Below are 25,981 nucleotides of genomic sequence, written 5' to 3'. Positions count from 1 at the left end.
ACCGCCGGAGGAAACGTCCGGCGGTCAGGAATCAGAACATCATGGACATCCACGGATAACCAATCAGCAGCAGGGCCGCCAGGAAGATGGCACCGAAGATGGTGCCGAGGCGCCAGTAGTCTTTGGTTGGCAGGTAGCCGCTACCGTAGTAAATCGGGCTTGGGCCAGTACCGTATGGGGTGATGATCCCCATCACGCCCAGCGAAGTCACCATCAGCAGAACGAACACTTCCATATTCATGCCAGGGATGGTGGAGGCGATGGTCAGCATCGCTGGCAGCAGCGCCGTGGTGTGCGCGGTGGTGCTGGCAAACAGGTAGTGCAGCAGGTAGAACGCCAGCAGCAGAACGATGGTCGCCACGCCCGGAGAGATACCGCTCATCAGCAGACCGCCTTCTTTACCTAACCAGCTGATAAAGCCGGTAGAGGAGAGGCCATCCGCCAGCGCAACCAGGGTAGCGAACCAGACGAAGGTGTTCCATGCGGCCTTGTTACCAGTGATATCGTTCCACTCCAGCACGCCGGTCCACAGCATCAGACCGACGATGAGCAGGGCCGCCATGGCAGGCTCAATCCACGCGGCGGCGAAGATCCACATCAGCAGAGCACAGCAAACGAACACCAGCAGCAGAATTTCGTTGCGGGACAGTTTGCCCAGTTTTTCCAGCTCGCGGGTCGCCCACAGCGGCACTTCGTTATTCACTTTGACTTCAGGTGGGTAGAACCAGTAGGCCAGCAGCGGCATGGTCAGAATCAGCAGGATACCCAGCGGCAGGAAGGCGAGGAACCAGGTGCCCCAGGAGATATCAATCCCAACCGTACTTTTCACCAGCGCCAGGGCCAGCAGGTTTGGCGCGAGGGCGGAGAGGAACATTGAGCTGGTGATACAGGCGGCGGTGATCGCCACCCACATCAGGTATGAACCAATCTTACGCGCGCTTGGGTCATTAGGTTTTGAACCGTACAGCGGCGGCAGGTTAGCGATAATCGGGTAGATGGTCCCGCCGCTGCGCGCGGTGTTGGACGGGGTGAACGGTGCCAGCAGCAGGTCCGCAAACGTAATGGCGTAACCGAGCGTCAGGCTGCGACGGCCGAGGTACTTCACCAGAATCAGCGCCAGACGGCGGCCGAAGCGGGTTTTGTCATAGCCTGCGGCGAACATAAAGGCACCGAAAATCAGCCATACGGTAGAGTTACCAAACCCGCTCACCGCCCATTTAAAGGAGGCGCCCGCCAGTTTGAATTTCGGGTCAGCCAGCTGATCGGGGCTGAACAGCACCCACTGGCTGCACAGGGCGATGGCGACCACGCCGGTCAGGCCGATCACCGCACCCGGCAGCGGTTCGAAGATCAGACCGACGATCACGCCGACAAAGATGGCGAAGTAGTGCCATGCGTAAGGCGGCAAGCCTTCAGGAACGGGAACAAACAGCAGCAGTACGGCGACGATGACGGGTAGCGCCATCATCAGCAATCGTTTTGCGTTTCCATTTGATGCCTGGTTCGCCACAGGGGGCGTTACAGCAGTTTTTGTATTCATAGTTTCACGTCTTAAGTTGTCAAAAATTCGGTCACAATGAAAAAGCACTTTATTTAGTTTCTTTGCTTTTTTTAGTTATTAAAGGTGCTTTCTTGTATTTTCAGTAATAGCGATTTAACGCGTTTTCGTGTGCGCTAAATTAAAAAATGATGATGTTTTTATATTGCGCTTTTGAATGCCATAACTATTGATCGCGATCAAAAAAATAGAATTGCAGCGTTATTTTTATGCTTTTATTAATAACCACTCTGGCGTATGTGGTTATTGCCTGTTTTTGGCATATTTTTTATCATTTTTTTAACAGGTTAGATTTTGGTGTGTTTGTAGTGCATTGTTTTTATTGGTCTTAATTTTGTTTTGGTGAATTGGTTTTACCATTAATCATTTAACGAATTTTAAATTATTGTGAATGGCTGAATTACAGTCGCTAACACCAATGTGTTATTTGTGTTATCGAAGAGATTAAATAGTTTTTTAACTAACGTAATAACTTTAGAAACTAAAAAAATCATTATATTAATATCATGACATCGGCAAATAACGACGAAATAAAAATCAATCCGATAACGAATTCTTAATTTTTAAAAGTTTGGAGTTTCTATTATGAGCACTAACGAACGCATTCTTAGCCCTTTCACATTACCGAATGGTACTGAACTGAAAAACCGTTTGTTAATGGCCCCTATGACAACCTGTACCGGCTATTTTGACGGCACCGTCACCAGCGAGCTGGTGGAGTACTATCGTGCCCGTTCCGGCAGCATTGGCACCATCATTGTGGAATGCTGCTTCGTCGACGATCTCGGTCTCGCCTTCCCGGGTGCCATCGGTATTGATAATGATGAGAAAATTGCCGGGCTGGCGAAAATCGCAGAAGCCATTAAATCCAAAGGATCTAAGGCGCTACTGCAGATCTACCACGGCGGCCGCATGGTTGACCCGAAACTGATCGGTGGCCGCACCCCGGTTGGCCCGAGCGCCGTAGCCGCGCCGCGTGAAGGTGCCGCAACGCCGGTTGCTCTGACCGCAGAAGAAGTGGAAGGCATGATCGGCAAGTTTGGTGAGGCGGTGCGTCGCGCCATCCAGGCCGGTTTCGACGGCGTGGAAATCCACGGGGCAAACACCTATCTGATTCAGCAGTTCTACTCACCGAATTCAAACCAGCGCGATGACGAGTGGGGCGGCAGCCGCGATAACCGCGCGAAGTTCCCGCTGGCCGTGCTGGACATTACCCACAAAATGGTGCGCCAGTACGCGGACGACGCGTTTATTATTGGCTACCGCTTCTCCCCTGAAGAGATGGAAGTCCCGGGCATCCGCTTTGACGACACCATGTACCTGCTGGAAAAACTGGCGGCGCGCGGCGTGGACTATCTGCACTTCTCCGTCGGCGCGACCCTGCGTCCTTCCATTGTCGACACTCAGGATCCCACTCCGCTTATCGAAAAATACTGCGCGATGCGTTCTGAAACGCTGGCGCAGGTTCCGGTCATGGGCGTGGGCGGCGTGGTGAATGCTTCCGATGTGAATGAAGCGCTGGATCACGGTTACGACCTGATTGCCGTTGGCCGCGCCACCATCGCTTATCCGGACTGGACAGACCGCATTGCGGCCGGGGAAAGCCTGGAGCTGTTTATGGACAGCACCAAACGCGAAGAGCTCAGCATTCCTGAACCGCTGTGGCGCTTCTCGCTGGTAGAAGCGATGATCCGCGACATGAGCATGGGCGAATCCAAATTCAAACCGGGTACCTTTGCTGAGAAAGTGCAGGATGACGCTAACGAACTGGTGATTAATGTCAGTCTGGAAACCGACCGCATTGCGGACATTGAGCTGGCCTCCGGCCCGAGCGAAGACGTTGAGTTTGTGACCAGCTTTGAAGAGATCCGTGCCCGCATTCTGGATGCCAACACCCCGCACGTGGATGCCATCACCGGCGCAACCAGCCAGAGTGAAGCGGTGAAGAAAGCGGTCTCTAAAGCGATGCTGAAATCCAGCAAAGCGCTGGCCGCGGAAGAGGGCGTCGACCCGAACGAAACCCGCAGCGTGGACGTGGTCGTTGTCGGCAGCGGCGGCGCCGGTCTGGCGGCAGCGATCCAGGCTCACGACGAAGGCGCGAGCGTGCTGATTGTCGAGAAAATGCCGACCATCGGCGGGAACACCATTAAAGCCTCTGCCGGTATGAACGCCGCCGAAACCCGCTTCCAGCGCGTGAAGGGCATTCAGGACAGCAAAGAGCTGTTCTATCAGGAAAGCCTGAAAGGCGGCGGCAACAAGAACAACCCGGAACTGCTGCGTCGCTTCGTCGAAAACGCGCCGCAGGCAATTGAGTGGCTGGCAACGCGCGGCATCATGCTGAACGACATCACCACCACCGGCGGGATGAGCATCGACCGTACTCACCGTCCAAAAGACGGTTCTGCGGTGGGCGGCTACCTGATCAGCGGCCTGGTGCGTAACGTCAACAAACGCAACATCGAGGTGATGCTGGATACCTCCGTCAGCGACATCATCTTCGAGAACGGCGAAGTGACCGGCGTACGTCTGACCACCGAAGAGAACGAAACCGTCACCGTTGCAACCAAAAGCGTGATTGTCGCTACCGGCGGCTTCAGCGCCAACAGCCAGATGGTGGTGAAATATCGTCCGGATCTGGAAGGGTTCGTCACCACCAACCACAAAGGGGCAACCGGCGGCGGCATCGCGCTGCTGGAGCGCATCGGGGCGGGTACCGTGGATATGGGCGAAATTCAAATTCACCCAACCGTTGAGCAGAACACCTCGTACCTGATTTCCGAATCCATTCGCGGCGGCGGGGCGATTCTGGTCAATCAGAAAGGGGAGCGCTTCTACAACGAAATGTCGACCCGCGATAAGGTATCGGCGTCAATCATCGCGCTGCCGGAGAAATACGCATACATCGTCTTTGACGAGCACGTACGTGCCAAAAACAAAGCCGCGGATGAGTACATCGCAAAAGGTTTCGTGACCAGCGCCAGCTCGCCTAAAGCCCTGGCTGAAGCGCTGGGTATGGATTACCACGCTTTCCTCGCGACGCTGGAACGTTACAACGGCTTCGTTGAAAAACAGCATGATGACGATTTTGGTCGTACCACCGCGCTGCGCGCGCCTATCAATGAAGGGCCGTTCTACGCCATTCAGATTGCGCCGGGCGTGCACCACACCATGGGCGGCGTGACCATAAACACCGAAACCTGCGTGCTGGACAGCAACCACAACGTGCTGCCAGGCGCGTTTGCGGCGGGTGAAGTGGTCGGCGGGATCCACGGCGGTAACCGTATCGGCGGTAACGCAGTGGCAGATATCATTATTTTTGGTACGCTTGCAGGACATCAGGCGGCTATGCGTTCGAAAAAGCAGTAAGGCCCCTGTGTTGTAGGCCGGATACGCGCAGCGTTATCCGGCATTTTCCCCGGCGGCGCGGTGCCTGCCGGGGCTACATCTGAGGACTCCAGTCATGCCTGATGACCATCGCGTTTACAGCTACTCCGCCGTCCTGATGGGCTCACCCATTCTCCTGAAACTCTTCTCCCACGATGAAGCCCTCGCGTCCCGCGTGTTTCGCCTGATCAAACAGTATGAAGATCTGCTTACCGTCAACCGCGCACACTCGCAGGTGATGGACATCAATCATGCCGCTGGTCAGCATCCGGTTACCGTCAGCCGGCCTGTGTTTGAGCTGGTCCGCTGTGCAAAAGCGGCAAGCCTGCTCAAGGACAGCGCCTTTAACCTGGCGATAGGTCCGCTGGTGAAGCGCTGGAAAATTGGCTTTCAGGGGGACAGCGTACCGCCTGCGGAGGAAATTGCGTCGCTGCTGGCGATAACCCGTCCTGAAGATGTCCTTCTTGATGAGGCCAGCAGCAGCGTGTTTCTGACCAGTGCGGGGATGGAGATCGATCTGGGGGCCATTGCCAAAGGCTATATCGCCGACAGGGTGCGTGATTACCTGCATAAAGAGGGCGCCGAGCTGGGGTTGATCAACCTCGGTGGAAACATTCAGACGTTAGGCTCACCGGAAGGGGGCTGGAGCGTGGGGCTGAAAAAACCGTTCGCCGGTGATGCACTGATCGGCACGATGACCGTAGAGAACCTGTCCGTCGTGACGTCTGGAACCTACGAGCGCTACTTTGAGCAAAACGGCAAGCGCTATCACCATATTCTCGATCCGCGCACCGGCTATCCGCTGGACAACGAGCTGGACAGCGTGACGATTGTTTCGAAAGACTCTATTGACGGCGATATCTGGACCACGCTGATGTACGGCATGGGAGTAGAGAAGGGCTGCGCTGTGCTACGCTCTCGTCCTGATATCGAAGCGATTTTTGTGACCAAAACAAAAGAAGTGGTGATCTCATCGATGCACCACTTCCGTTTTACCCTGCTGGATAACGACTACCGCGTTACTGACAGTATTGCTTGAGCAGGCCGGTCTGCTCCGGCTGGAGACGATAGCGATACACCGGACGCCCGGTGGCACCGTAGTGAATGCTGGTGAACAGAATGTTGATTTGCGCAAGCCAAATCAGGTATTTACGGCAGGATACGCGGGAGATATTGACGGCGTTAGCCAGGTCATCGGTAGAAAATTCCGTCTCCGGGTGAGCGTCAATCCACTGGCAAATCGTGCGCAGCGTTTGCGGCGTTAACCCCTTCGGCAGCTTTTTACTGTCCGCCAGTTCCGGCGCCCCACCGTGGAGCAGCCGGTCGACGTCGGCCTGCTCATAATACTGGTGCGAACCCATCAGGCTGTGCTTTGCCTTCCAGCCGTTCAGCGCCTCTTCAAAGCGCGGGAACTGGAACGGCTTGATCAGATAATCCACCACCCCGTAATGGATAGAGGTCTGGATCGTGGCGGCGTCGGCAGCCGACGAGATCATAATCACATCGATTGGGCGCCCGGATGCGCGAATAACGGGCAGCAGATCCAGCCCGTTATCCTGCTGCATATAGACATCCAGCAGCACCAGATCGACAGGGTGCCCGGGGTTATTAATTATGGCCTCGGCCTGGTTTAGCGTGGAGGCGACGCCGCAGCAGCTAAAACCTTCAACACGGTTGACATACAGACGGTTGAGGTCGGCTACCATGGCGTCATCATCGACAATTAATACATTTATCACGCGATATTCCTCTCGCTATCCCAGGGGATGTGAACAAAAAATTGGGTAAATACGCCTGGCTCAGACTCGACGGTGATATCGCCGCCGAGGTTCTGGATTTGCTGGCGAGCAAGGAACAGCCCAACGCCGCGGTTTTCACCTTTTGTTGAGAAGCCCTTTGTAAAAATAGCCTCCAGCTGAGCGGGATCAATGCCGGGGCCATCGTCGCTCACTTCGCAGCTGAGCCAGCCGTTCTGATAATGCAGCAGCAGGCCGATCTCACCTTCCTGCTGTCCTTCCATCGCGTCGAGCGCGTTTTCAATGAGGTTACCCAGCACGGTGATCAGCACCGCGACCTGCTCTTCGCTCGCGGTATCCGGTATCTGGCATTCATCCGCCAGCGTCAGGGTGACGCCCGCTTCTTTCGCCCGATTGATTTTACCCAGCAGGAACCCGGCAATAACCGGGGATTTTACCTTGCTCTGTATCGTACCGATATCCGTCTGGTAATTATGTGCCGTCTGGATGATGTACTCTTCCAGCTTGTCGTAGCGCTTCATGTGCAGCAGGCCCAGGATCACATGCAGTTTATTCATAAACTCGTGCGTATGGCTGCGCAGGGCATCGACGTAGTTAACCATGCCATCAATACGCTGCATCAACTGGCTGATTTCCGTTTTATCACGGAAGGTGGTGATGGCGCCGATCACCCGATCCTGGCTTTTAACGGGCACCATATTGCACAGCAATAGACGCCCGTTACAGCTGATCTCCTGATCCTGGCGCGCGGCGCCCGTCTTTGAGACTTCGCGCAGGCTGGCCAGCAGGGGGGCGCTGGCGTTTTCGGTCTGCTTGCCGGAGGGGAGAAGCAATATTTCTCTGGCGGTCTGGTTGATCATCGTCACGCGCCCGTGAATATCGACGGCCAGCACCCCCTCGCGAAGCGACTGCAGCATCGCCTGACGCTGTTCGAACAAGGCGGAAATTTCGTAAGGTTCGAGCCCGAACAGGATGCGTTTCAGTACCCGCACCAGACCCCAAATCGCCATGGAGCTCATAAATATACTGAACAAAATGGTCCAGACGGCGTTGAGCCGTCCGCGGGCAATCTGATCTTCCACTTTTTTGAGGGAGATACCGACTACCACCACGCCGATCTGGTCGTGCTGGCTGTCGTAAACGGGGGTGAAGACGCGAAGCGCTTCGGCGAGGGCGCCACGGTTTACGGAGACATTCTCTTTACCTTCCAGCGCAGGTTCCAGGTCGTTGCCAATAAAGTGCAGGCCGATGAGGGCTTCGTTCGGGTGCGAGTAGCGAATTCCCCGCATGTCGGTCACCACGGTGAGCAGCAGATCGTTGCGTTGGGTGACGGCTTTGGCGATGGGCTGAATGATGTCCGCCTGGGGTGGCTGCATCAGGCCGCGCTGGATCTCCGGGCTGTTGGCCAGCGTTCTGGCGATACCCAGAGCCGTATCTTTAACATCATCGCGGGTCGCCCGGGTGATTTGCACGGAGTAGAGCGCAAAAACCACCAGCAGCACAGAGGCAATAATCGCGCACACCATCAGCGTGACCAGGGTGTTCAGCTTCATGGGGCGCTTACGCGTCGTAAGGAAAGGCTGCAAATCGCTCATCAACACTCCGCGATAATTAAGAAAGGGGTAATTATCGCCGATGACGCGCTTTTCTTAAAGCCATGTAAAGGCGTGGATTTGGTCCCCTTTTCGTGACCCTCCTCGCAGGTCGTCTATATAAAACACTTTATAGTGTGTGGGTACTCATAATAAGGAGGCTGTTTATGAGCGTTATGCTTACCGGTTCGGTCAAGGAAAGACGGCACGCCAGCACGATGAATATTGATAGATTGTCCACGCTGGACATGCTGAAAGTCATTCACCAGGATGATGCACTCATTTCTGCTGCTATTACCCCCTGTCTAGATGCTATTGCCCGCGTGGTGGACAACGCCGCCGCGACGCTCAGCCACGGCGGTCGCCTGATTGTTGCTGGCGCGGGGCCGTCAGGGCGCGTAGCGCAACAGGTTGCCGATGAATATGCGCCGGGCAAAACTCCTGTTATGGCCGTTACGGCACAAGAAGGGGAAGGGAGCTACGAGCGCGGCGTTGCCGATCTGCAGGCCATCAAGTTTGGTGAACACGATATGATGCTGGCCGTGACCGTCAGCGGAAAAACGCCGTGGGTCTGGGGGGCAATGCGCCATGCGTGGTCGCTGGGTTCACCGGTCGCCATTGTTACCGGTGATGCGCAAAGCGAAGCCGCGCAGCTGGCAAGCATGGTTATCGCTCCGGAGCTGGGGGCCGATGTCGTCGCAGGCTATATCAACACTAAAGCGGGGATCGCGCAAAAAATGATCCTCGCGATGATCGCCACCGGGCTGGCCGTCCGCACCGGACGGGTTTACAGCAACCTGCGCGTGGATCTTGAGGCAAGCGCGACCAAATGGGCTGAACGGCAAATTGCGATTGTAATGGAAGCGGGGGGATGCACACGGGCCGAGGCAAAAGCCGCGCTGGCGAGCTGTAACCATAACTGTAAAACGGCGGTATTGATGGTGCTGACAGGGCTGGATGCATGGAAAGCCCATGAGCTGCTGGCGCAGAATAACGGGTTTATTCGCGTGGCGCTGCAGGAAGCGCCGTAATTTAAAGTGAAGATATAAAAAAGGCCGCAGTTGCGGCCTTTGGTATTTTGGGGATTAGAACTGGTAGGTCATGCCTACGCCAACGATGTCGTCGGTGGAAATACCGTATGCATCATATAGCGCTTCGTCCTGATCCAGCATGTTGATTTTGTAGTCAACATAGGTGGAGAAGTTCTTGTTGAAGCTGTACGTCATGCCCAGGTCGATGTAGTTAACCAGATCCGGATTGAATCCTTTACCGTCCAGGTCTTTACCTTTTGAGTAGACCCATGCCAGGGAAGGGCGCAGACCGAAGTCGAACTGGTACTGGGCTACCGCTTCAAAGTTCTGGGTCTGGTTGGCGATACCAAAGTTACCGATTGGCGTCATGTTGCGGGTTTCCGCATACATCATCGCCAGGTAAACGCTGTTTGCATCGTATTTTGCGCCCACGGTCCAGGCTTCAGCTTTATCGCCACCCGCATAACCTATGCCTTTCGCGGCTTTGCCGTAAGCAACCTGCTCGTTAGTACGGTCAGAAGACGAGTACGCCGCACCCAGACTCAGGCCTGAGAGATCGCCAGCAAAGTCATAGGAGGTAGACATACCGAAGCCGTCGCCGTTCTGGAAACGAACATCGTCATGGCCGTTTTTCGTGCCTTCCTGATCTTCTGTTGCATCCTGGCCTTCGTTCGTACCCTGATACTGCAGCGCGAAATTCAGACCCTCAACCAGACCGAAGAAATCCTGGTTACGGTAGGTGGCCAGACCGTTAGCACGACCGTTCATAAAGTTATCGGTCCAGGTGTAAGAGTCACCGCCAAATACAGGCAGCATATCGGTCCAGGCTTCTACGTCGTACATGACGCCGTAATTACGACCATAATCAAATGAGCCGTATTCGCCATATTTCAGGCCAGCATACGCCAGGCGGTTGAACGATTTGTTACCCGCGCCTTCGGTATCGTTAGCGAAGGTTTTGTATTCCCACTGACCGTAACCGATCAGGTCGTTAGCAATCCGGGTTTCGCCTTTGAAGCCAACCTGCACATAGGTTTCGTCGCCGTCGTCGCCGGGGTTGTCAGAGAAGGTATGACGCGCGTCGACTTTGCCGTACAGGTCAACTTTGTTGCCGTTTTTGTTGTACATTTCAGCCGCATTGGCTGCGCCTGCCATTAATAACGCGGGTACCACAATTGCCAGAACTTTTCTTTTCATTATATATTCCCTTTAAATATAATTTACATGAATATATGTAATCACCCTCCGTAATTACAGACTTGATACTATTCCAGGGAATGTTATTTAGTTTCGAAAATAAATGTAATTAAATTCTAATAAACATTTCCAGATATTTCTATTAATCTCTTTATTTTTCCTGTGAATTAATTCATTGAATTTATATGGTGTAATTATTATTAAGTATTTCGTGATTCTATTTTTAAATTGATTTAATTTATCTATGTTATAATTCATGCAATTTTAAACAACAGGATATGACGATGGAACTTTTCCGGTGGCAGCAGCGATTTGAGCGCTGGCTCGAGGAAAACCACAGCACCGACGATACCGCACATGATATTTCGCATTTTCGTCGGGTCTGGATGACGGCGCAAAAAATCATGGCTGACCAGGCGGTGGAGCCGCTGGTGATCCTGACCGCATGCTATTTCCACGATATTGTCAGCCTGCCGAAAAACCATCCCGAACGCGGCCGGTCATCCCAGATGGCAGCGCGCAGGACGTGTGACATTCTGCGCCGCGACTTCCCTGATTTTCCGCCAGAGCACGCAGCCAGCGTCGCGCACGCGATTGAGGCGCACAGCTTCAGCGCCGGGATTGCGCCGCAGAGCATGGAAGCCAAAATTGTGCAGGACGCAGACCGACTGGAAGCGTTAGGCGCTATCGGTCTGGCGCGCGTCTTTGCCGTCTCGGGCGCGCTGGGCGTGCCGCTTTTTGATGCTGACGATCCCTTTGCCGATGCGCGTATCCTTGACGATCGTGCGTTTGCCCTCGACCATTTTCAGACCAAGCTGCTGCGATTGCCTGATACAATGCAAACGGAAATGGGCCGCGAGCTGGCACGTCACAATGCCGATTTCCTGATCCAGTTTATGGCGAAACTCAGTGCCGAATTACACGGCGACTGCATCGGGCTGGATAGCCAGGTGTTGAGCCGCTTCCGTCGCAGTTTGCGCAACTGAACTGTGGTAATCTGTTCCCAGTCTTTACTCTCCGGTTAAAAGAATGCAGGAAAATCTATCAGTGACAGAGCCCGCGCCCGAGCAGGCTGAGAAATCAACGGCAACGGTGCAGGCGTTGCTGCACCAGCTGTTGGATATCTATGATGCTAAAACGCTGGCCAATATGCTGGTGGCGCACGGCGAGAGCCACTGGAGCCCGGCGATCCTTAAGCGTCTGCTGACCAGCGAACGCGCAGGGCGTCGCCTGAGTGAAGGCGAGTTTCGTTATCTGCAAAACCTGCTTCCGCGTCCTCCTGCCGCGCATCCGAACTATGCCTTCCGCTTTATCGATCTGTTTGCCGGTATCGGCGGTATCCGACACGGTTTTGAAGCTATCGGCGGACAGTGCGTGTTTACCAGCGAGTGGAACAAGCATGCCGTCCGGACCTACAAGGCCAACTGGTACTGCGATCCGCACGAGCATCATTTCAACGCGGATATCCGCGATGTGACCCTGAGCCATAAAAGCGGCGTGAGCGATGAACAGGCCGCCGAGCATATTCGTCAGACGATCCCGGCGCATGACGTGCTGCTGGCCGGCTTCCCTTGTCAGCCCTTCTCGCTGGCCGGTGTCTCCAAAAAGAATGCACTCGGACGCGCCCACGGTTTTGCCTGCGATACCCAGGGAACGCTGTTTTTTGATGTGGCGCGCATCATCGATGCCTGCCGCCCGGCCATCTTTGTGCTGGAAAACGTCAAAAATCTAAAGAGCCACGACGGCGGAAAAACCTTCCGCATTATCATGCAGACCCTGGATGAGCTGGGTTATGACGTTGCCGACTCGCAGGACATGGGCGCGGACGATCCCAAAATCATTGATGGGAAACATTTTCTGCCCCAGCATCGCGAACGTATCGTGCTGGTGGGGTTCCGCCGCGACCTCAATCTCAAGGGTGATTTCACCCTGCGGGATATCCCGTCTCTGTATCCAGAGCGTCGTCCTACCGTGGCCGATCTGCTGGAACCTGTCGTTGACGCGAAATTTATTCTTACCCCGGTGCTGTGGAAATACCTCTACCGCTATGCCAAGAAACATCAGGCGAAGGGCAACGGCTTCGGTTTTGGAATGGTAAACCCCAACGATCCGCACAGCGTGACCCGCACGTTGTCCGCTCGATACTATAAGGACGGGGCAGAGATCCTGATCGACCGAGGCTGGGACAAGGCGCTGGGTGAAAAAGATTTCGACGATCCGCACAACCAGCGTCACCGTCCGCGACGCTTAACGCCGCGGGAATGCGCCCGGTTAATGGGATTTGAGACCCCGCAGGGCTACCGCTTCCGCATTCCGGTTTCGGATACTCAGGCGTACCGCCAGTTTGGTAATTCGGTGGTGGTTCCCGCGTTCGCGGCCGTGGCAAAACTGCTGGCCTCGCGCATCAGACAGGCGGTGGCACTCCGTCAGGGTGAGGCCGTCAATGACGGATGTTCACGATAAGGCCACGCGCAGCAAAAATATGCGTGCCATCGGCACGCGTGACACCGCCATCGAAAAGCGCCTGGCCGGGCTGCTGACGCAGGCGGGGTTTGATTTCCGCGTGCAGGATCCCGCGCTTGCGGGTCGCCCGGATTTCGTCATCGACGCCTGGCAGTGCATCATCTTTACCCACGGCTGTTTCTGGCATCACCACGACTGCTACCTGTTTAAAGTCCCCGCGACGCGCACCGATTTCTGGCTGGATAAAATTGGCAAGAACGTCGAGCGCGACCGCCGGGATCTCAGCGCGCTGATTGCGCAGGGCTGGCGGGTGCTGATCGTCTGGGAGTGCGCGCTGAGAGGCAGATTAAAACTGAACGATACCGATCTGACCGAACGGCTGGAAGAGTGGATCTGCGGCGGCGGCCAGACCGCGCAGATCGACACGCAGGGTATTCACCTGCTTAAGGTTTCTCCACCTCGCAAGGCGTGACCACAGGTTTTGCGGGCAGTAAATATTTGCCCAGGGTGACCAGCACGACGGCAAACACGATGATCCCTAAAGCAATCCATTCCACAGGTGAGAGCGTTTCTCCCCCCAATCCCGTTCCGAGCAGCACGGCCACGACCGGGTTGACGTAGGCATAGCTGGTCGCGACAGCCGGGGAGACGTTGCGGATCAGGAACATATAGGCGTTAATGGCGATGATGGAACCAAACAGCGCCAGGTAGCCTACCGCCAGAAAGCCCGACAGAGGCGGCAGGGTCGTCAGCTTTTCTCCCGTCAGCGTGGAGGCGAGTAGCAGCACAATTCCGGCGGCAAGCATTTCAATCGCCCCCGCCATCATGCCGGTCGGCAGTTCGATACGCGAACCGTAGACGGAACCAAACGCCCAGCTCATCGAGCCAATCAGGATGATGATTGCGCCCCACGGATTCCCGCTCAGGTTACCGCCGCTGTTCAGCAGAATGATACCGGCAAGGCCAATACCAATCCCCAGCCATTCCAGCTTGCGGGTGCGGATACCAAAAAGGCGGCTAAAGCAGAGGGTAAATAGCGGTACGGTGGCAACGACCACGGCGGCGATCCCGGACGGTACGTTCTGGTGCTCGGCAATCGTTACAAACCCATTTCCCACCGCCAGCAGCAGCAGGCCGATCAGGGCGGCATTCATCATCGGGCGCAGCGGGGGAAGCTTATGCCCGCGCAGCAGCAGGAAGGCCAGCAGCAGCACGCCAGCCGAGAGAAAGCGGATGCCAGCCATCATCAGTGGCGGCCAGCTTTCCACGCCGATGCGAATGACAAAGTAGGTTGAGCCCCAGATGATGTACAGCGAAAAGAGTGCCCCAATGAGCGGTAGCAATTGCCGGAAACGCATAATCCCTCACGACGAAATAAAAAGGTCGCTGATAGTAAACGCGAAAACTATCGCGCTGGCGAGCCCTTTAATTGTGTAGCTGATGTGAATTTTTTGTTGACGCGAGGTGGGTGTTTCCGGGTTTGCGCTTTTGCTCCATACTATTCACCTAATTACCAAAAAATGAAGGATTAAGATTTTGGCAGGAAGTAGCTTATTAACATTGCTGGATGATATTGCGACCTTACTGGATGATATTTCAGTGATGGGGAAACTGGCGGCGAAAAAAACCGCAGGCGTGCTGGGAGATGATTTATCGCTTAACGCCCAACAGGTGAGTGGGGTAAGAGCTAACCGTGAACTGCCGGTGGTGTGGGGCGTGGCAAAAGGCTCCTTCCTGAATAAGGTGATTCTGGTGCCGCTGGCGCTGCTGATCAGCGCGTTTATTCCCTGGGCCATCACGCCGCTGCTGATGATTGGCGGGGCGTTTCTCTGCTTCGAGGGCGTAGAGAAGGTCCTGCACTCCTTTAGCGCGCGCAAGCAGAGCGATACGCCGGAGATGCGCCAGCAGCGTCTTGAAGCGCTGGCCGCTCAGGATCCGAAAACCTTCGAGCGCGATAAGGTCAAAGGCGCTATTCGGACCGACTTTATCCTGTCCGCGGAGATTGTCGCCATTACGCTGGGCATCGTGTCTGACGCGCCGCTTCTGAATCAGGTTCTGATCCTCTCCGGCATCGCCATTCTGGTCACCGTCGGCGTCTACGGCCTGGTGGGACTGATCGTCAAGCTGGACGATATTGGCTACTGGCTGGAAGAGAAAACGAGCGCGGTGGCAAGAGGCATCGGCAAAAGCCTGCTGGTGCTGGCCCCGTGGCTGATGAAGAGTTTGTCGGTGGTAGGCACGCTGGCGATGTTCCTCGTGGGTGGCGGGATCGTGGTTCACGGTATCGCGCCGCTGCACCATGCTATCGAACATTTTTCCTCGGCGCAGGGGGCCGTTGTCGCGGCAATTCTGCCCACGCTGCTGAATCTGGTGCTGGGCTTTATCATTGGCGCTATCGTGGTTGCGGCAGTTAAGCTGGTTGAAAAAATACGCGGCACGTCGCACTAATTGTTACCCGTTGTGGGATGCAAAAAGACCATTCCTCGTCTAAATTGAAACAGTTTCACCCTGATACAGGAGGCAGGTATGGTCTTTTTGGTCAGTGATGAAGTTAAGCCTAAGAAGGGCGGCCCACGTATGATTGTGACCGGCTATTCCAGCGGAATGGTGGAATGTCGGTGGCACGATGGCTATGGCATCAAGCGGGAAGCATTTCGTGAAGATGAGCTTCAGCCGGGGGACGGGCAGCACCAGCGGGACAAGGCTTAATCACATAACGCCCGGCTTTGCCGGGCGTTTTTATCTCCAGTACCGGGTGTAAGGCAGCGATCAGGGAGTGTGTGTGCAGCGCGATACCTTTGTTGTAAGAGAATCCTTTTTGCAATGGCTGCATAAGCGTAGCAATCCGGGGTTGATTGTTAATCTCTGTTTTCTGGTGGTTCTGGTATTTTCCACCCTACTGACCTGGCGTGAAGTGGTGGTACTGGAAGAGGCCTACATCTCCAGCCAGCGCAATCATCTGGATACGGTGGCCAGTTCTCTGGACCGGCAGCTGCAGAACAGCGTGGACAGGATGCTGTTTTTCCGTCAGGGCATGCATGATGCGATCGAGACGCCGCTGGCCTTTGAAGTCTTACAGGATGCGGTATCACGCTTTAATACCGTCCGCATGCTCCCAACCTGGCAGATTGCCGTTGATAAAAAGCGCACGCTTCCCATAAACGGGGTCTCGGATGTGTTCGTGGATAAAACCACGCTTCTGAATCGGGATGCTGAGCGCATCAGTCATGAAATTTCTGCCGCGCTCGAAGTGGGGTATCTGCTCAGGCTGGCGTCGTCGAGAGCGCAAACGGAAGCGCGCGTGATCTACGTCTCCCGCGCGGGATTTTTCATTTCCACGGATACGCCGGACCAGGCGGGCGACATTACCTCCCGCTATTACCATCTTGTCACGCAGTCCTGGTTTACCCAGCAGTCAGAGCGGAACAATCGCGCGCGCGCGGTGCGCTGGTTTATCTCTACCCCGTCATCCTGGACCAATGATGAACGTACGATTACCGCCAGCGTCCCCATCTATTTCGATCATTACTGGTATGGCGTTGTGGCGATGGATTTTACGTTGGGCACCATGCAGCGTCTGCTGGCCGATGCGACGGAAGACCGAACGGAAGGGGAGTATCAGCTGTACGATACCCGGCTCAATATGATCGCCACCTCTGCCCATACGGAAAACGCGGTTAACCATTTTGACGAACGCGAAACGGCGCAGATTGCGCAGGCGATTGAGCACGCTACCGGCGGCGGGATCCGCCTCGGAAGCCGTTTTGTGAGCTGGGAGCGGCTCGATCACTTCGACGGCGTTGTCCTGCGGATCCACACCCTGCACGAAGGGGTACAGGACGACTTCGGCAGCATCAGTATCGTGCTGGCGCTGATGTGGGCGCTCTTTACCGCCATGCTGTTGATCTCGTGGCTGGTGATCCGCCGCATGGTGAGTAACATGTACACGCTTCAGCACTCGCTCCAGTGGCAGGCCTGGCATGACCCGCTTACCCGGCTGAATAATCGCGGCGCGCTGTTCGACCGCGCAAAATTGCTGGCGGAAACCTGTCGCCAGCAGTCGCTGCCGTTCTCGGTGATTCAGATCGATCTCGACCATTTTAAAAACATCAACGACCGCTTCGGCCATCAGGCCGGGGATAAGGTGCTCTCCCACACGGCAGGGCTGATTGCCAGCGCGTTACGCAAGAATGATGTGGCAGGGCGCGTAGGCGGGGAAGAGTTTTGCGTCGTCCTGCCGGGGATCGGCCTGGAGGAGGCGAGAAGCGTCGCGGACCGTATTCGCTGCCGCATCAACAGTAAGGAGATCCTGGTGAAGAAGAGCACGACCCTGCGCGTCAGCGCGTCGCTGGGGGTCAGCAGCGCGGATGAAGCGGGAAACTACGAGTTTGAACAGCTGCAGTCCGTGGCGGACGTCCGGCTGTATCAGGCCAAACAGAGCGGGCGTAACCGGGTCGTCTGGCGGGATTAAGAAAGGAAATGATCCAGCCCCTCCTGCCAGCCCTCCGGGCCGGGCTGTCGGGTGTGATAAACCCGGGCGGGGTTATCGTCCCGTAGCGTGATGCCCTCACGGTTAATGCCCTTAATCACTACCGCGAAGTCAACGCTGTCGAGCAGCGGCGCATCATTGGGACCGTCGCCGAGCCCCAGCGTGGTGGGTTCAATCTCTTCCAGCTCGCGGTATTGCTCAATTAGCCAGTTTACCGCAACGTCTTTGCCGCAGCGGGCGTCCAGCACATGCCAGAAGCGCGCGCCCTGCAGGCATTTCAGTCCGACATTCGCCAGCTCCTCTTCAAACTGAACCATTTTCTCGTCGGTATCGCGCCAGATGAGCGTGACGGACGCTTCATGCTTGCGGGCAAGCGCCGAACGGTAGCGCGTCAGTCCGGTCCACTCGCTGATAACGTGCTCATCCACGTCGTCAAAGGTAGTGAATTTATAGCCTGTCTGCAGGCGAATTTGCTCGATTCGCGGGCGAATATCCCGGTGCGTCATCCCCCTGATCTGGCGCTGAATCTTATCCCAGCGCACGTCAGGCTGAATCACCGCGCCGTTCTCGGCAATAAAAGGCAAGCCTTCAAGCCCCAGATCCAGCTGGAGATCCAGCATCTCTGCCGCGGTCTTGCTGCTGCAAAGAATGACCGGAACCTGATTATCCAGCAGCCTGTCCAGCCAGGGCATGGCGGGTTGCCACTCATAGGTGTGAATATCCAGCAGTGAACCATCCAGGTCAGAGAAAATCAGCAATGTATCCCGCAGTGAAGGCATAGCGACTCCTGGTAACAGATGCGTTTCGCCCTAAGAAAATTCCTAAAAAATGATTGAGGCGAAAACCGCAGATAAGAGGGATTCCCCAGGCAAACCCGCATTCGGCGTGTGTTATTGCTCATAACTAAAAGCATTATGTTAAAAATATTATATTCATCGTAAGAATATATGCTTGTCAGCCAAATTCGTTGGGGATAGTGTGGCATGTACATCAGATTTCCTGGTGTAACGAATTTTCAAGTGCTTCTTGCATAAGCAAGTTTTGATCCCGGTCATCCCCATGACCGGGATTTTTTTCGCCCTACCGATTGGCTTCAGACACGCTAAAGTCGTGAATATCAAGCTCGAAGGCCTCCGCCAGCTCGCGATAGGTGTGATAATCCCTTCCGTTGACAATGACGCGGTCCGAATTGTCGTCCGACCGGCGGACTTCTGACTCACTGATCTCATTGATGGCGGCCAGCAGGGCATCGACATCCACCTCGACTTCGCGCTTGATGGTGTCGCTGTACTCTTTATCGGTCTTCATTACGGGGTTCCTCATTCAACCGTGTCCAACGGTAAGTATAGACTGTGCATAAAAACGCCATTCACACCGGGCGGCGATGTGCGTTTTTGCGTTTTGTTCTACACTGGCTCAAAACCAGAGGAGGAATGTATGAAGGTCAACGATCGGGTAACCGTTAAAACGGACGGTGGGCCGCGCCGCCCGGGTGTGGTGCTGGCAATTGAAGAGTTTAGCGAAGGCACAATGTACCTGGTATCGCTTGAAGACTACCCGCTCGGCATCTGGTTTTTTAACGAACTGGGGCATCCGGACGGTATTTTTGTCGAGAAGGCGGAGTAGCACGGCGTCGGGTAGCACACCGCGTGCCCGACAACCTCTCCAGAAGCAAAAATCTCTGGCCAGGCCAGAGATCAAAGGTAGGGTGCACAGGTCTTAAGCGACTAACGCATGTTAACGAAAATCCCGTTCGTCACATTATCGGTCAGGCGTACCACATGGTAGATCACTTGCTTATTATGCGTTTTAATTTTCCTTTTAATATTTCCTTTGTGTGACGAAACGGTTTTCGCTTTAATATTCATCTGGTCAGAGATCTGAATAGTTCCTTGTCCCGCCATCCACATTCGCAGCATACTTGATTCAGTCCTGCTTAATGATAGGGTGGGTAAGTTAACCGCTCCTACATTTTTAACTTCTTTATTCAAATAATCACCCAGAATGTCATCCAGCGACTCGGGTTTAATCGATTTAGAACTGATCAATAAATTTTTACGGACCAACAAATACTCATCGAAATGGATATTCGCGATCGCCATAAAAACAATAAACAGGGTTTTTGGATGCTGATTAATGATTTGCTTAATGTGCTGACTGTTGGCTGGATCGTGAATGAAACAGTCCTCATTAATAAACACCACGCCTGGTTTTAGTTCGTCACAAGCGGCTGCGAGTTCGTCAACGGTGTGTGCATCGTTGATGTCTCTCTTTCTTACCCCTCTGCTTGCCAGGTACCCGGTTAACCCTAGCCGGGTGTAGCTGCATAAATCCATAATGATCGTTGACATGGCATACCCTCACTCAATGCGTAACGATAATTCACCATCTGCCTGAGAGCTCAAAACAGCCATACGGGATGGAAAAAAATAATAAACCTGTGAGCATGACAAAGACTTTCAGGCGGACTCACTATCCCGTAAAGTTACGTATAATTTGCCAGGAATCTTCTTAAAGTAAAGTAAATATTAAGTATTGTGAGATGGTTAGAAACAATTAAACCGCGTCAGATATATCCTGGAAGATGTTTTACGCGTTTTATTTTAGGAATATCCTCAGAAAGACAATAGCAACAGTGAGGGCTATTATTTGCGTGGCAGCTCGCTGACAATATCCGCTAACAGGTTGAATATCTCGCCGAATAAATGTTCACAGAAGGGAGCGATAAGTGGCATCAGTAATGACATTAATAAAATCCCAACCGTCAGCGTCAGCGGAAAACCAATGACAAACACTGAAAGCTGCGGCGCCATTCGGTTGAGTAAACCTAACGCCAGGTTGACGGTCAGCAGCAGGGTGATGATCGGCAGCGCCAGCATCAGCCCGTTGAGGAAAATCAGCCCCGCAGCGCGAGTAAGCGCGAGAAAAGCGTTGCTGTTCACCGGATTTTCGCCAATCGGTAGCGTATGGAACGTATCTACCAGCATGGAGATAAGCCACAGATGGCCGTTGAACGACAGGAACAGCAGCATGGCGAGCAGATCGATAATGCGCGCCAGCACGGGCATGTTGAGATGACTACCGGGATCAACAAACGTGGCGAACGATAGCCCCATCTGCAGGCCGATCAGTTCCCCTGCGGTACGCACCGCGGCAAAGGCGAGCTGCATGGTAAAGCCGACGGCGACGCCAATCATCACCTGCTGCAGGGCCACCCACACCGCGTTCGCCGAGAAGATCGGAATATCCACGGGGGGAAGAGAGGGTGCGACGATAATGGAGATGATAATGCCCAGCCCCACCTTGACGCGCTTGGGTATCGATTTCTCACTGAGAATCGGGGCGGTGGATATCAGCGCCATGATGCGCAGCATCGGCCAGAAATAGACGCCGAGCCACTGAACCCACTGGTCGCTGGTGAAGTGCAGCATCGTCAGGTCAGCCGATGATGTACGGCAGATTGGTAAACAGGTTGCGCATATAGTCCAGCAACAGGTTCAGCATCCACGGCCCGGCCACGATAATCGCCACGAACACGGCGATGATTTTCGGGATGAATGACAGCGTCATTTCGTTAATCTGCGTGGCGGCCTGTAGGATACTGATAATCAGACCGGTAACCAGCGCGACAAGCAGCAGCGGCGCGGCAACGGCAATCGCGATTTTCATCGCTTCCGTGCCCATCATCATGACCGATTCGGGTGTCATTGCCGTTCCTTAACTGTAGAAACTCTGCGCCAGCGAACTGACCAGCAGCTGCCAGCCGTCGACCAGTACAAAGAGCATGATCTTAAAGGGCAGGGCAATGGTCGCGGGCGGCACCATCATCATCCCGAGCGCCATCAGGACGCTGGCGATCACCAGGTCGATAATCAGGAACGGAATAAAGATGGTAAAGCCGATCTGGAACGCGGTTTTCAGCTCGCTGGTGACATAGGCAGGCAGAAGAATACGCATTGGCACCGCTTCCGGTCCCTGCAGCTCGCCGGTGTTGGACAGGCGGGCAAAGAGGGCCAGGTCGGCTTCGCGCGTCTGGCGCAGCATAAACTCTCGCAGCGGCTGAGCGCCTTTATCCAGCGCCTCCTGCATGGAGATTTTGTCTTCGCTGAACGGCTGATAGGCGTCGGTATAAATCTTGTCGATAACCGGCGACATAATGAAAAAGGTCAAAAACAGCGCCAGCCCAAGCAGAACCTGGTTTGGCGGTGCGGAAGGAGTTCCAAGCGCGTTTCGCAGCAGACCAAAGACGATGATGATGCGGGTGAAGCTGGTCATCATCAGCAGGATGGCCGGAATAAACGTCAGCGAGGTGATGAACACCAGCGTCTGCACCGGAAGCGACCAGCTTTGTCCGCCGCCCGCGAGAGGGGTGGAGACCAGACCGGGCAGCTGTGCATAAACCGCGGGAGCAAACAGGCCAACGCCCGCAAGCGTCAGGGATAACAAACGGCGCATCAGGATCTCCCGGAACGCTTAAGCAAACTCTTCATGACGGACTGAAAATCCGCAGGGGCGTCTGCGCGCTCGTCCACCACAACAGGGGCGGGCGGCAGCTTGTGTAATACGCTGATGTTTGAGGCCGTGACGCCCAGGACCAGGCGCGCGTCATCCACCTCTACGATGACCACGCGCTCGCGTGGACCCAGCGTGGTGCTGGCGCTGACCTTCAGGCCGCGGGCACCGGCGGTTTTACCCGCCAGGCCAAAGCGCTTAGCCAGCCATGCGGCGATAAGAATAAAGGCAATAATACCGAACAATGCCCCGCTCACCTGGAGCAGAGGCGAGCCGGGAACGGCAGAAGGCTGTGATATTGTTGCCTGGGTTTTCATGCTTAACGGCTCAGACGACGCATACGTTCAGACGGGGTGATGATATCGGTGATGCGTACGCCGTATTTATCGGCAACCACCACCACTTCACCCTGGGCAATCAGATAACCGTTGATCAGAATATCCAGCGGCTCGCCGGCCAGACCGTCAAGAGCCACCACGGAACCCTGCGTCAGGCGCAGCAGTTCTTTGATGGTCATGCGGGTGCGTCCCAGCTCAACGGTCAGCTTAACCGGGATATCCATAATCAGGTCGATATCCTGCAGCGTGCCGCTGACGTCACCGCCGCCGAGCTGCTGGAATACGGCATCCGCTGCACTTTTGGCCGGGGGTGCTTTTTGCTCGTTTAACGCGTCAGCCCACAGATCGTCCAGTGCTCCGCTGTTCTCATCGGACGGATTGTTCATGTCACTCATTTGGGCTGTTCCTCATTCAGCGAATTCAAAATCGGGTTGATCAAGTGCTCAACGCGTAACGCATACTGACCGTTAATCGTGCCGTACTGGCTTGTCAGCACGGGGACACCATCCACATGGGCAATAATGCGGTCGGGTTTTTCTATCGGCAAAACATCACCGGGTTGTAATTTCAGGATCTGAGATAACCGCAGCGGGATATCGGCGAAGCTCGCTACCAGCTCAAGCTGCGAATGCTGGACCTGGCGGACAAGGTTTTCACGCCAGTTCTGGTCTTCGTTGCGGGAGTTCTCCAGCGGCGGGTTCACCAGCAGCTCGCGCAGCGGTTCGATCATGCTGAACGGCAGGCAGATGTTGAACTCGCCGGTCAGGTTACCGATCTCCACGTGGAACGGCGTGTTAACGACGATATCGTTCGGGGAGGTGGTGATATTGGTAAATTTCACCTGCATCTCAGAACGGACGTACTCCACTTCCAGCGGGTTAATCGCTTTCCACGCGTCGCTGTAAGATTCCAGCGCCAGCTTCAGCATGCGGTTAATGACGCGCTGTTCGGTGTGGGTGAATTCACGACCTTCTACTTTGGTCGGGAAACGCCCGTCGCCGCCGAACAGGTTATCCACCGCGATGAACACCAGGCTTGGCGAAAACACCACCAGGCCGGTGCCGCGCAGCGGCTTCAGATGAATCAGGTTAAGGTTGGTCGGCACCGGCAGGTTGCGGGCAAACTCATGATACGGCTGAATGCGGATCGCACCGACCGTAATATCCGGGCTACGACGCAGCAGGTTAAACAGCCCCATACGGAACTGACGTGCAAAACGTTCGTTAATGATCTCCAGCGCCTGCAGACGTTCACGTACCACGCGACGCTGGGTATTCGGGTCATAGGGACGAATATCGCTATCGCCGCCAATACCCGGTTGCGGATCATCATTGTTATCGCTGTCGCCGTTGAGCAGCGCATCGATTTCTGCCTGAGAAAGAATACTGTCGCCCATGTCGTTACCGCAGAATGAATGCTGTATACAGAACGTCAGTGACTTCCTGCTTAGGTTGGCCGTTTACCAGCGGGGTCGCCAGCGTTTGTTTAATGGCGTCGACCAGCTTTTGCTTACCCACATCGGTAGCCAGCGCCGAAGCGTCCTGACGAGAGAACAGCAGCAGAAGGCGGCTGCGCACTTCAGGAAGGTAATCGTTCAGACGTGAACGGGTGGCTTCATCTTTCAGGCGCAGCGTAATGCCAACGTAAAGCACGCGATCCGCATCACCCAGATTGACGGTGAAGGTATCCAGCGGGAAGAACACTGGAGCCGGCGGAGGAGGTGCTTCAGCTTTGGCTGCAGCGGTGGTCGGTTCCTGCTGCATACGCCAGTAACTATAGCCCGCGGTAGCGCAGGCGGCGAGCGTGATCAACACCAGCAGCGGGATCCAGATGGAACGCTTACTTTTTTTGGTGATAGCGGAGTCAGTCATCTGATACGAGCTTCCTGTTTCGGTACAGCTTAATAAGGTGATTATCCCGTGTCCTGCTGTCGTCAAAGCGTGGAAAAGACGGGGATAATCACGCTACCTCTGGCGTTTAGGCGAAGATGTCTACGGCACTGTTACCGCGCGCTGCGGACTGCAGGGCGGCAGGAACAGGCAGTAACTCATCGCTCTCTTCATTAAAACCGCCGGTGTTGCCGGAACGCGAAGCCTGGTGCTGCTGCTGGGATGAGGACTGCTGCTGCCCGGCGAAGCTCTCGCTGCTGACGCTGCTCTGCGCAAGCTGAATGCCGTTTTCCGCCAGTGAGGTCCGCAGTACCGGCAGCGCGGCTTCCAGCGCCGCACGAACGTGGCTGTGTGCAGAGACCATCTGCAGCTGGGCCTGATTGTCATCCAGCTTAAGCGAAATTTGCACCTGACCCAGATCTTCCGGGTGCAGGCGCAGCTCTGCCGTCTGCTGGCCCTGTTTGGTGAACAGGGTGATATGCTGGCTCAGGGACTGCTGCCATTCGTGGGTCCCCAGAGGCTGGCTTAACACCGGCGCGATGGCAACGGTGGCGGCCGTCTGACTGGTCACATGGCTGGACATAATCGGTGCCAGGGTAGCCGTTGGTGATGATGAAGAGGACGAACTGGCGAGCTCCTGCTTCTCTGCCGCCGCGGCCACGGCCGGTGTAGCAGGCGCGTTGCCCTGCAGGGCCGGCTCGTTATTTTTCACCTGGCTCTGATAAGGCGTAGAACTCTGCGCTTTATCATGGCTACCCGGAGGCGCGTTCAGGGACGGTTGGCCCGCGCCGTTTTGCGAAAGCGTCGCGGAATTCAGCGTTGAGGTGGCGGATACGCTCTCGTTGCCTGCCACGCGAGAGGCGGTAGTTTGCTGCTGGTGCGGCAGCATCGCCATCAGCGCGCTTAATCCGGCCAGCTCTTCTTCGCTCAGGTCGCTCTTACCGTCATCTTTGCCGTTTGCCGCATTGAGCGTCTTCAGCGCGTCGCCCTTAGACAGCGGCACCAGCCCGGAAACCAGCGTATCAAGCGACGCGATCGGCGACGTTTCATCGCCTTTCAGCGCGGGCTGGCGCGAGAGCAGGTCGGCAATTTTTGCCTGCAGGGTGGTATCCCCTTTGGCGTCCTGAGCCACTTTCGACAGCTTACTGCCGGCGGCTTTCAGATCGGCCAGGGTCAGCGGCGCATCTTTGCCCTTGCCCGTTGCGTCCGAGAGGGCGCCCGCCAGCAGAGAAAGAAAATCCTGTGCACCGTCGGCGCCTTTCCCCGTTTGCGTGCCGCCTGACAGGTCGCTGTCGCTCATCAGCAGTTGTTGCAGTGTGATCATTCCGGTTTCCTCATTGATGCGCGCTGGGCAAACTCATCCATTTTCTTCTGATCCAGACGGTTTTCCGCCAGGGTCGTTGCCGCGATCTGTCGGTCCTGTAAAGTCTGCCAGGCCTGCAGCCGCTGCTTCTTCTCGCGCCAGAAATTGAGCGCGGTATCGACTTTCTGGGTCCACTGGTTAAGCTGCTGGCGATGCTGATCTATCGCCTTCTCCAGCGTCTGGATAAATTGCTGATAGTTAATCCAGCGCTGGCTGCCAATGCCCTGTGTCATATCGGTATTGAGGTTGGTGCGATATTCATGCTGATAGTCGATCAACATCTTCAACTGTTCTTCAGCCTGCTGGCACCCGCGTCGCATTGCGCCTAGCTGCAATGCGGCATCATCAACTTCTTTTTCAGCCAGATCTTTCAGCGTTGATAACGCGCTGTTTTGCGCCATGACCTTC

At 55.2% G+C, this 25,981-nt stretch carries 26 protein-coding genes and 1 pseudogene; 10 read left to right on the top strand and 17 right to left on the bottom strand.

Translation table 11 applies throughout. The features are described 5' to 3' along the window. Positions 1–31: 31 nt before the first annotated feature. Entirely contained in the window at positions 32–1,540 is a 1,509-nt protein-coding gene (locus SPG90_RS09775; protein ID WP_023312327.1) for an anion permease, read from the bottom strand. A gap of 603 nt (positions 1,541–2,143) precedes the next feature. Here SPG90_RS09775 and SPG90_RS09770 point away from each other — a divergent pair. Continuing rightward, on the top strand, positions 2,144–4,924 hold the full coding sequence (locus SPG90_RS09770) for a flavocytochrome c (protein WP_126303837.1): 2,781 nt from the start codon (positions 2,144–2,146) through the stop codon (positions 4,922–4,924). A gap of 94 nt (positions 4,925–5,018) precedes the next feature. After that, the gene (locus SPG90_RS09765) at positions 5,019–5,981 is read left to right on the top strand and encodes an FAD:protein FMN transferase (RefSeq protein WP_126303835.1); all 963 of its coding nucleotides are present in this window, start codon (positions 5,019–5,021) and stop codon (positions 5,979–5,981) included. On the opposite strand, the gene dcuR is transcribed toward SPG90_RS09765, so the two are convergent. Both dcuR and SPG90_RS09755 read right to left on the bottom strand, forming a co-directional pair. Beyond that, on the bottom strand, positions 5,962–6,681 hold the full coding sequence (gene dcuR / locus SPG90_RS09760; RefSeq protein ID WP_163353966.1) for a two-component system response regulator DcuR: 720 nt from the start codon (positions 6,679–6,681) through the stop codon (positions 5,962–5,964). The genes SPG90_RS09765 and dcuR overlap by 20 nt on opposite strands. Beyond that, complete coding sequence (locus SPG90_RS09755) at positions 6,678–8,294, bottom strand: sensor histidine kinase (RefSeq protein ID WP_045403177.1); 1,617 nt, start codon at positions 8,292–8,294, stop codon at positions 6,678–6,680. Before SPG90_RS09755 ends, dcuR begins: the two co-directional genes overlap by 4 nt. Positions 8,295–8,458: 164 nt before the next feature. Here SPG90_RS09755 and SPG90_RS09750 point away from each other — a divergent pair, with 164 nt between their 5' ends. After that, positions 8,459–9,322, top strand: a complete 864-nt coding sequence (locus SPG90_RS09750; RefSeq protein ID WP_126303831.1) for an N-acetylmuramic acid 6-phosphate etherase — start codon at positions 8,459–8,461, stop codon at positions 9,320–9,322. A 54-nt stretch (positions 9,323–9,376) separates the two neighbouring features. Here SPG90_RS09750 and ompC read toward each other — a convergent pair whose 3' ends face one another. Continuing rightward, positions 9,377–10,519, bottom strand: coding sequence for a porin OmpC (ompC, locus tag SPG90_RS09745; protein WP_248169419.1), 1,143 nt, complete (start codon positions 10,517–10,519; stop codon positions 9,377–9,379). A 284-nt stretch (positions 10,520–10,803) separates the two neighbouring features. Between ompC and SPG90_RS09740 the strand changes: the two genes are divergently transcribed. The 3 genes from SPG90_RS09740 (at position 10,804) to SPG90_RS09730 (ending at position 13,454) form a co-directional block, all read left to right on the top strand. After that, positions 10,804–11,505: a phosphohydrolase gene (locus SPG90_RS09740; RefSeq protein WP_126303827.1), complete on the top strand. Its 702-nt coding sequence runs from the start codon at positions 10,804–10,806 to the stop codon at positions 11,503–11,505. Positions 11,506–11,566: 61 nt separating this feature from the next. Beyond that, entirely contained in the window at positions 11,567–12,982 is a 1,416-nt protein-coding gene (locus SPG90_RS09735; protein ID WP_045403190.1) for a DNA cytosine methyltransferase, read from the top strand. Further along, positions 12,963–13,454: a very short patch repair endonuclease gene (locus tag SPG90_RS09730; RefSeq protein ID WP_047173118.1), complete on the top strand. Its 492-nt coding sequence runs from the start codon at positions 12,963–12,965 to the stop codon at positions 13,452–13,454. Before SPG90_RS09735 ends, SPG90_RS09730 begins: the two co-directional genes overlap by 20 nt. Here SPG90_RS09730 and yedA read toward each other — a convergent pair. Continuing rightward, complete coding sequence (gene yedA, locus SPG90_RS09725; protein ID WP_023312317.1) at positions 13,426–14,340, bottom strand: drug/metabolite exporter YedA; 915 nt, start codon at positions 14,338–14,340, stop codon at positions 13,426–13,428. The genes SPG90_RS09730 and yedA overlap by 29 nt on opposite strands. A gap of 178 nt (positions 14,341–14,518) precedes the next feature. Here yedA and SPG90_RS09720 point away from each other — a divergent pair, with 178 nt between their 5' ends. The 3 genes from SPG90_RS09720 to dgcQ all read left to right on the top strand — a co-directional run bounded on the left by SPG90_RS09720 (position 14,519) and on the right by dgcQ (position 17,453). After that, positions 14,519–15,430, top strand: coding sequence for a DUF808 domain-containing protein (locus SPG90_RS09720; protein WP_023312316.1), 912 nt, complete (start codon positions 14,519–14,521; stop codon positions 15,428–15,430). Between the two features lie 78 nt (positions 15,431–15,508). Then, positions 15,509–15,691, top strand: coding sequence for a YodC family protein (locus SPG90_RS09715; RefSeq protein WP_023312315.1), 183 nt, complete (start codon positions 15,509–15,511; stop codon positions 15,689–15,691). 73 nt (positions 15,692–15,764) lie between these two features. Beyond that, positions 15,765–17,453 carry a cellulose biosynthesis regulator diguanylate cyclase DgcQ gene (gene dgcQ, locus SPG90_RS09710; protein WP_126303825.1) on the top strand — a complete coding sequence of 563 codons (1,689 nt, stop codon included), beginning with the start codon at positions 15,765–15,767 and terminating at the stop codon, positions 17,451–17,453. On the opposite strand, the gene SPG90_RS09705 is transcribed toward dgcQ, so the two are convergent. Further along, complete coding sequence (locus tag SPG90_RS09705; protein WP_023312313.1) at positions 17,450–18,250, bottom strand: mannosyl-3-phosphoglycerate phosphatase-related protein; 801 nt, start codon at positions 18,248–18,250, stop codon at positions 17,450–17,452. The genes dgcQ and SPG90_RS09705 overlap by 4 nt on opposite strands. A 301-nt stretch (positions 18,251–18,551) precedes the next feature. Next, positions 18,552–18,779, bottom strand: coding sequence for a YodD family peroxide/acid resistance protein (gene yodD / locus SPG90_RS09700; RefSeq protein ID WP_008500310.1), 228 nt, complete (start codon positions 18,777–18,779; stop codon positions 18,552–18,554). A gap of 129 nt (positions 18,780–18,908) precedes the next feature. Here yodD and dsrB point away from each other — a divergent pair, with 129 nt between their 5' ends. Then, positions 18,909–19,097 carry a protein DsrB gene (dsrB, locus tag SPG90_RS09695; RefSeq protein ID WP_013097741.1) on the top strand — a complete coding sequence of 63 codons (189 nt, stop codon included), beginning with the start codon at positions 18,909–18,911 and terminating at the stop codon, positions 19,095–19,097. 101 nt (positions 19,098–19,198) lie between these two features. Here the strand turns inward: dsrB and rcsA are convergent, their stop codons facing one another. From rcsA to fliJ, 10 genes and pseudogenes are all read right to left on the bottom strand, one after another. Then, entirely contained in the window at positions 19,199–19,822 is a 624-nt protein-coding gene (gene rcsA, locus SPG90_RS09690) for a transcriptional regulator RcsA (protein ID WP_008500313.1), read from the bottom strand. A 287-nt stretch (positions 19,823–20,109) separates the two neighbouring features. Continuing rightward, positions 20,110–20,902 (bottom strand): annotated as a pseudogene (fliR, locus tag SPG90_RS09685) (flagellar biosynthetic protein FliR); the annotation flags it as partial. A 7-nt stretch (positions 20,903–20,909) separates the two neighbouring features. Next, positions 20,910–21,179 (bottom strand): flagellar biosynthesis protein FliQ, encoded by a 270-nt coding sequence (fliQ, locus tag SPG90_RS09680; RefSeq protein WP_008500315.1) that lies wholly within the window; start codon positions 21,177–21,179, stop codon positions 20,910–20,912. A 9-nt stretch (positions 21,180–21,188) separates the two neighbouring features. Further along, entirely contained in the window at positions 21,189–21,926 is a 738-nt protein-coding gene (fliP, locus tag SPG90_RS09675; protein ID WP_008500316.1) for a flagellar type III secretion system pore protein FliP, read from the bottom strand. After that, on the bottom strand, positions 21,926–22,300 hold the full coding sequence (gene fliO / locus SPG90_RS09670) for a flagellar biosynthetic protein FliO (protein WP_023312309.1): 375 nt from the start codon (positions 22,298–22,300) through the stop codon (positions 21,926–21,928). Before fliO ends, fliP begins: the two co-directional genes overlap by 1 nt. A gap of 2 nt (positions 22,301–22,302) precedes the next feature. Then, positions 22,303–22,716, bottom strand: coding sequence for a flagellar motor switch protein FliN (fliN, locus tag SPG90_RS09665; RefSeq protein WP_023312308.1), 414 nt, complete (start codon positions 22,714–22,716; stop codon positions 22,303–22,305). Continuing rightward, positions 22,713–23,717, bottom strand: coding sequence for a flagellar motor switch protein FliM (gene fliM, locus SPG90_RS09660; RefSeq protein ID WP_023312307.1), 1,005 nt, complete (start codon positions 23,715–23,717; stop codon positions 22,713–22,715). The genes fliN and fliM overlap by 4 nt, the downstream gene beginning before the upstream one ends. A 4-nt stretch (positions 23,718–23,721) precedes the next feature. After that, complete coding sequence (gene fliL, locus SPG90_RS09655; RefSeq protein WP_023312306.1) at positions 23,722–24,192, bottom strand: flagellar basal body-associated protein FliL; 471 nt, start codon at positions 24,190–24,192, stop codon at positions 23,722–23,724. 106 nt (positions 24,193–24,298) lie between these two features. After that, the gene (fliK, locus tag SPG90_RS09650; RefSeq protein ID WP_322408104.1) at positions 24,299–25,534 is read right to left on the bottom strand and encodes a flagellar hook length control protein FliK; all 1,236 of its coding nucleotides are present in this window, start codon (positions 25,532–25,534) and stop codon (positions 24,299–24,301) included. After that, positions 25,531–25,974, bottom strand: a complete 444-nt coding sequence (fliJ, locus tag SPG90_RS09645; protein ID WP_023312304.1) for a flagellar export protein FliJ — start codon at positions 25,972–25,974, stop codon at positions 25,531–25,533. The genes fliK and fliJ overlap by 4 nt, the downstream gene beginning before the upstream one ends. Positions 25,975–25,981: the final 7 nt, after the last annotated feature.

The organism is Enterobacter sp. D2 (assembly GCF_034427575.1).
In the GTDB taxonomy this organism is placed as follows: domain Bacteria; phylum Pseudomonadota; class Gammaproteobacteria; order Enterobacterales; family Enterobacteriaceae; genus Enterobacter; species Enterobacter cloacae_M.
Note: the sequence above shows the minus strand (reverse complement) of the source record. Positions and strands in the feature narration are given on the sequence as shown.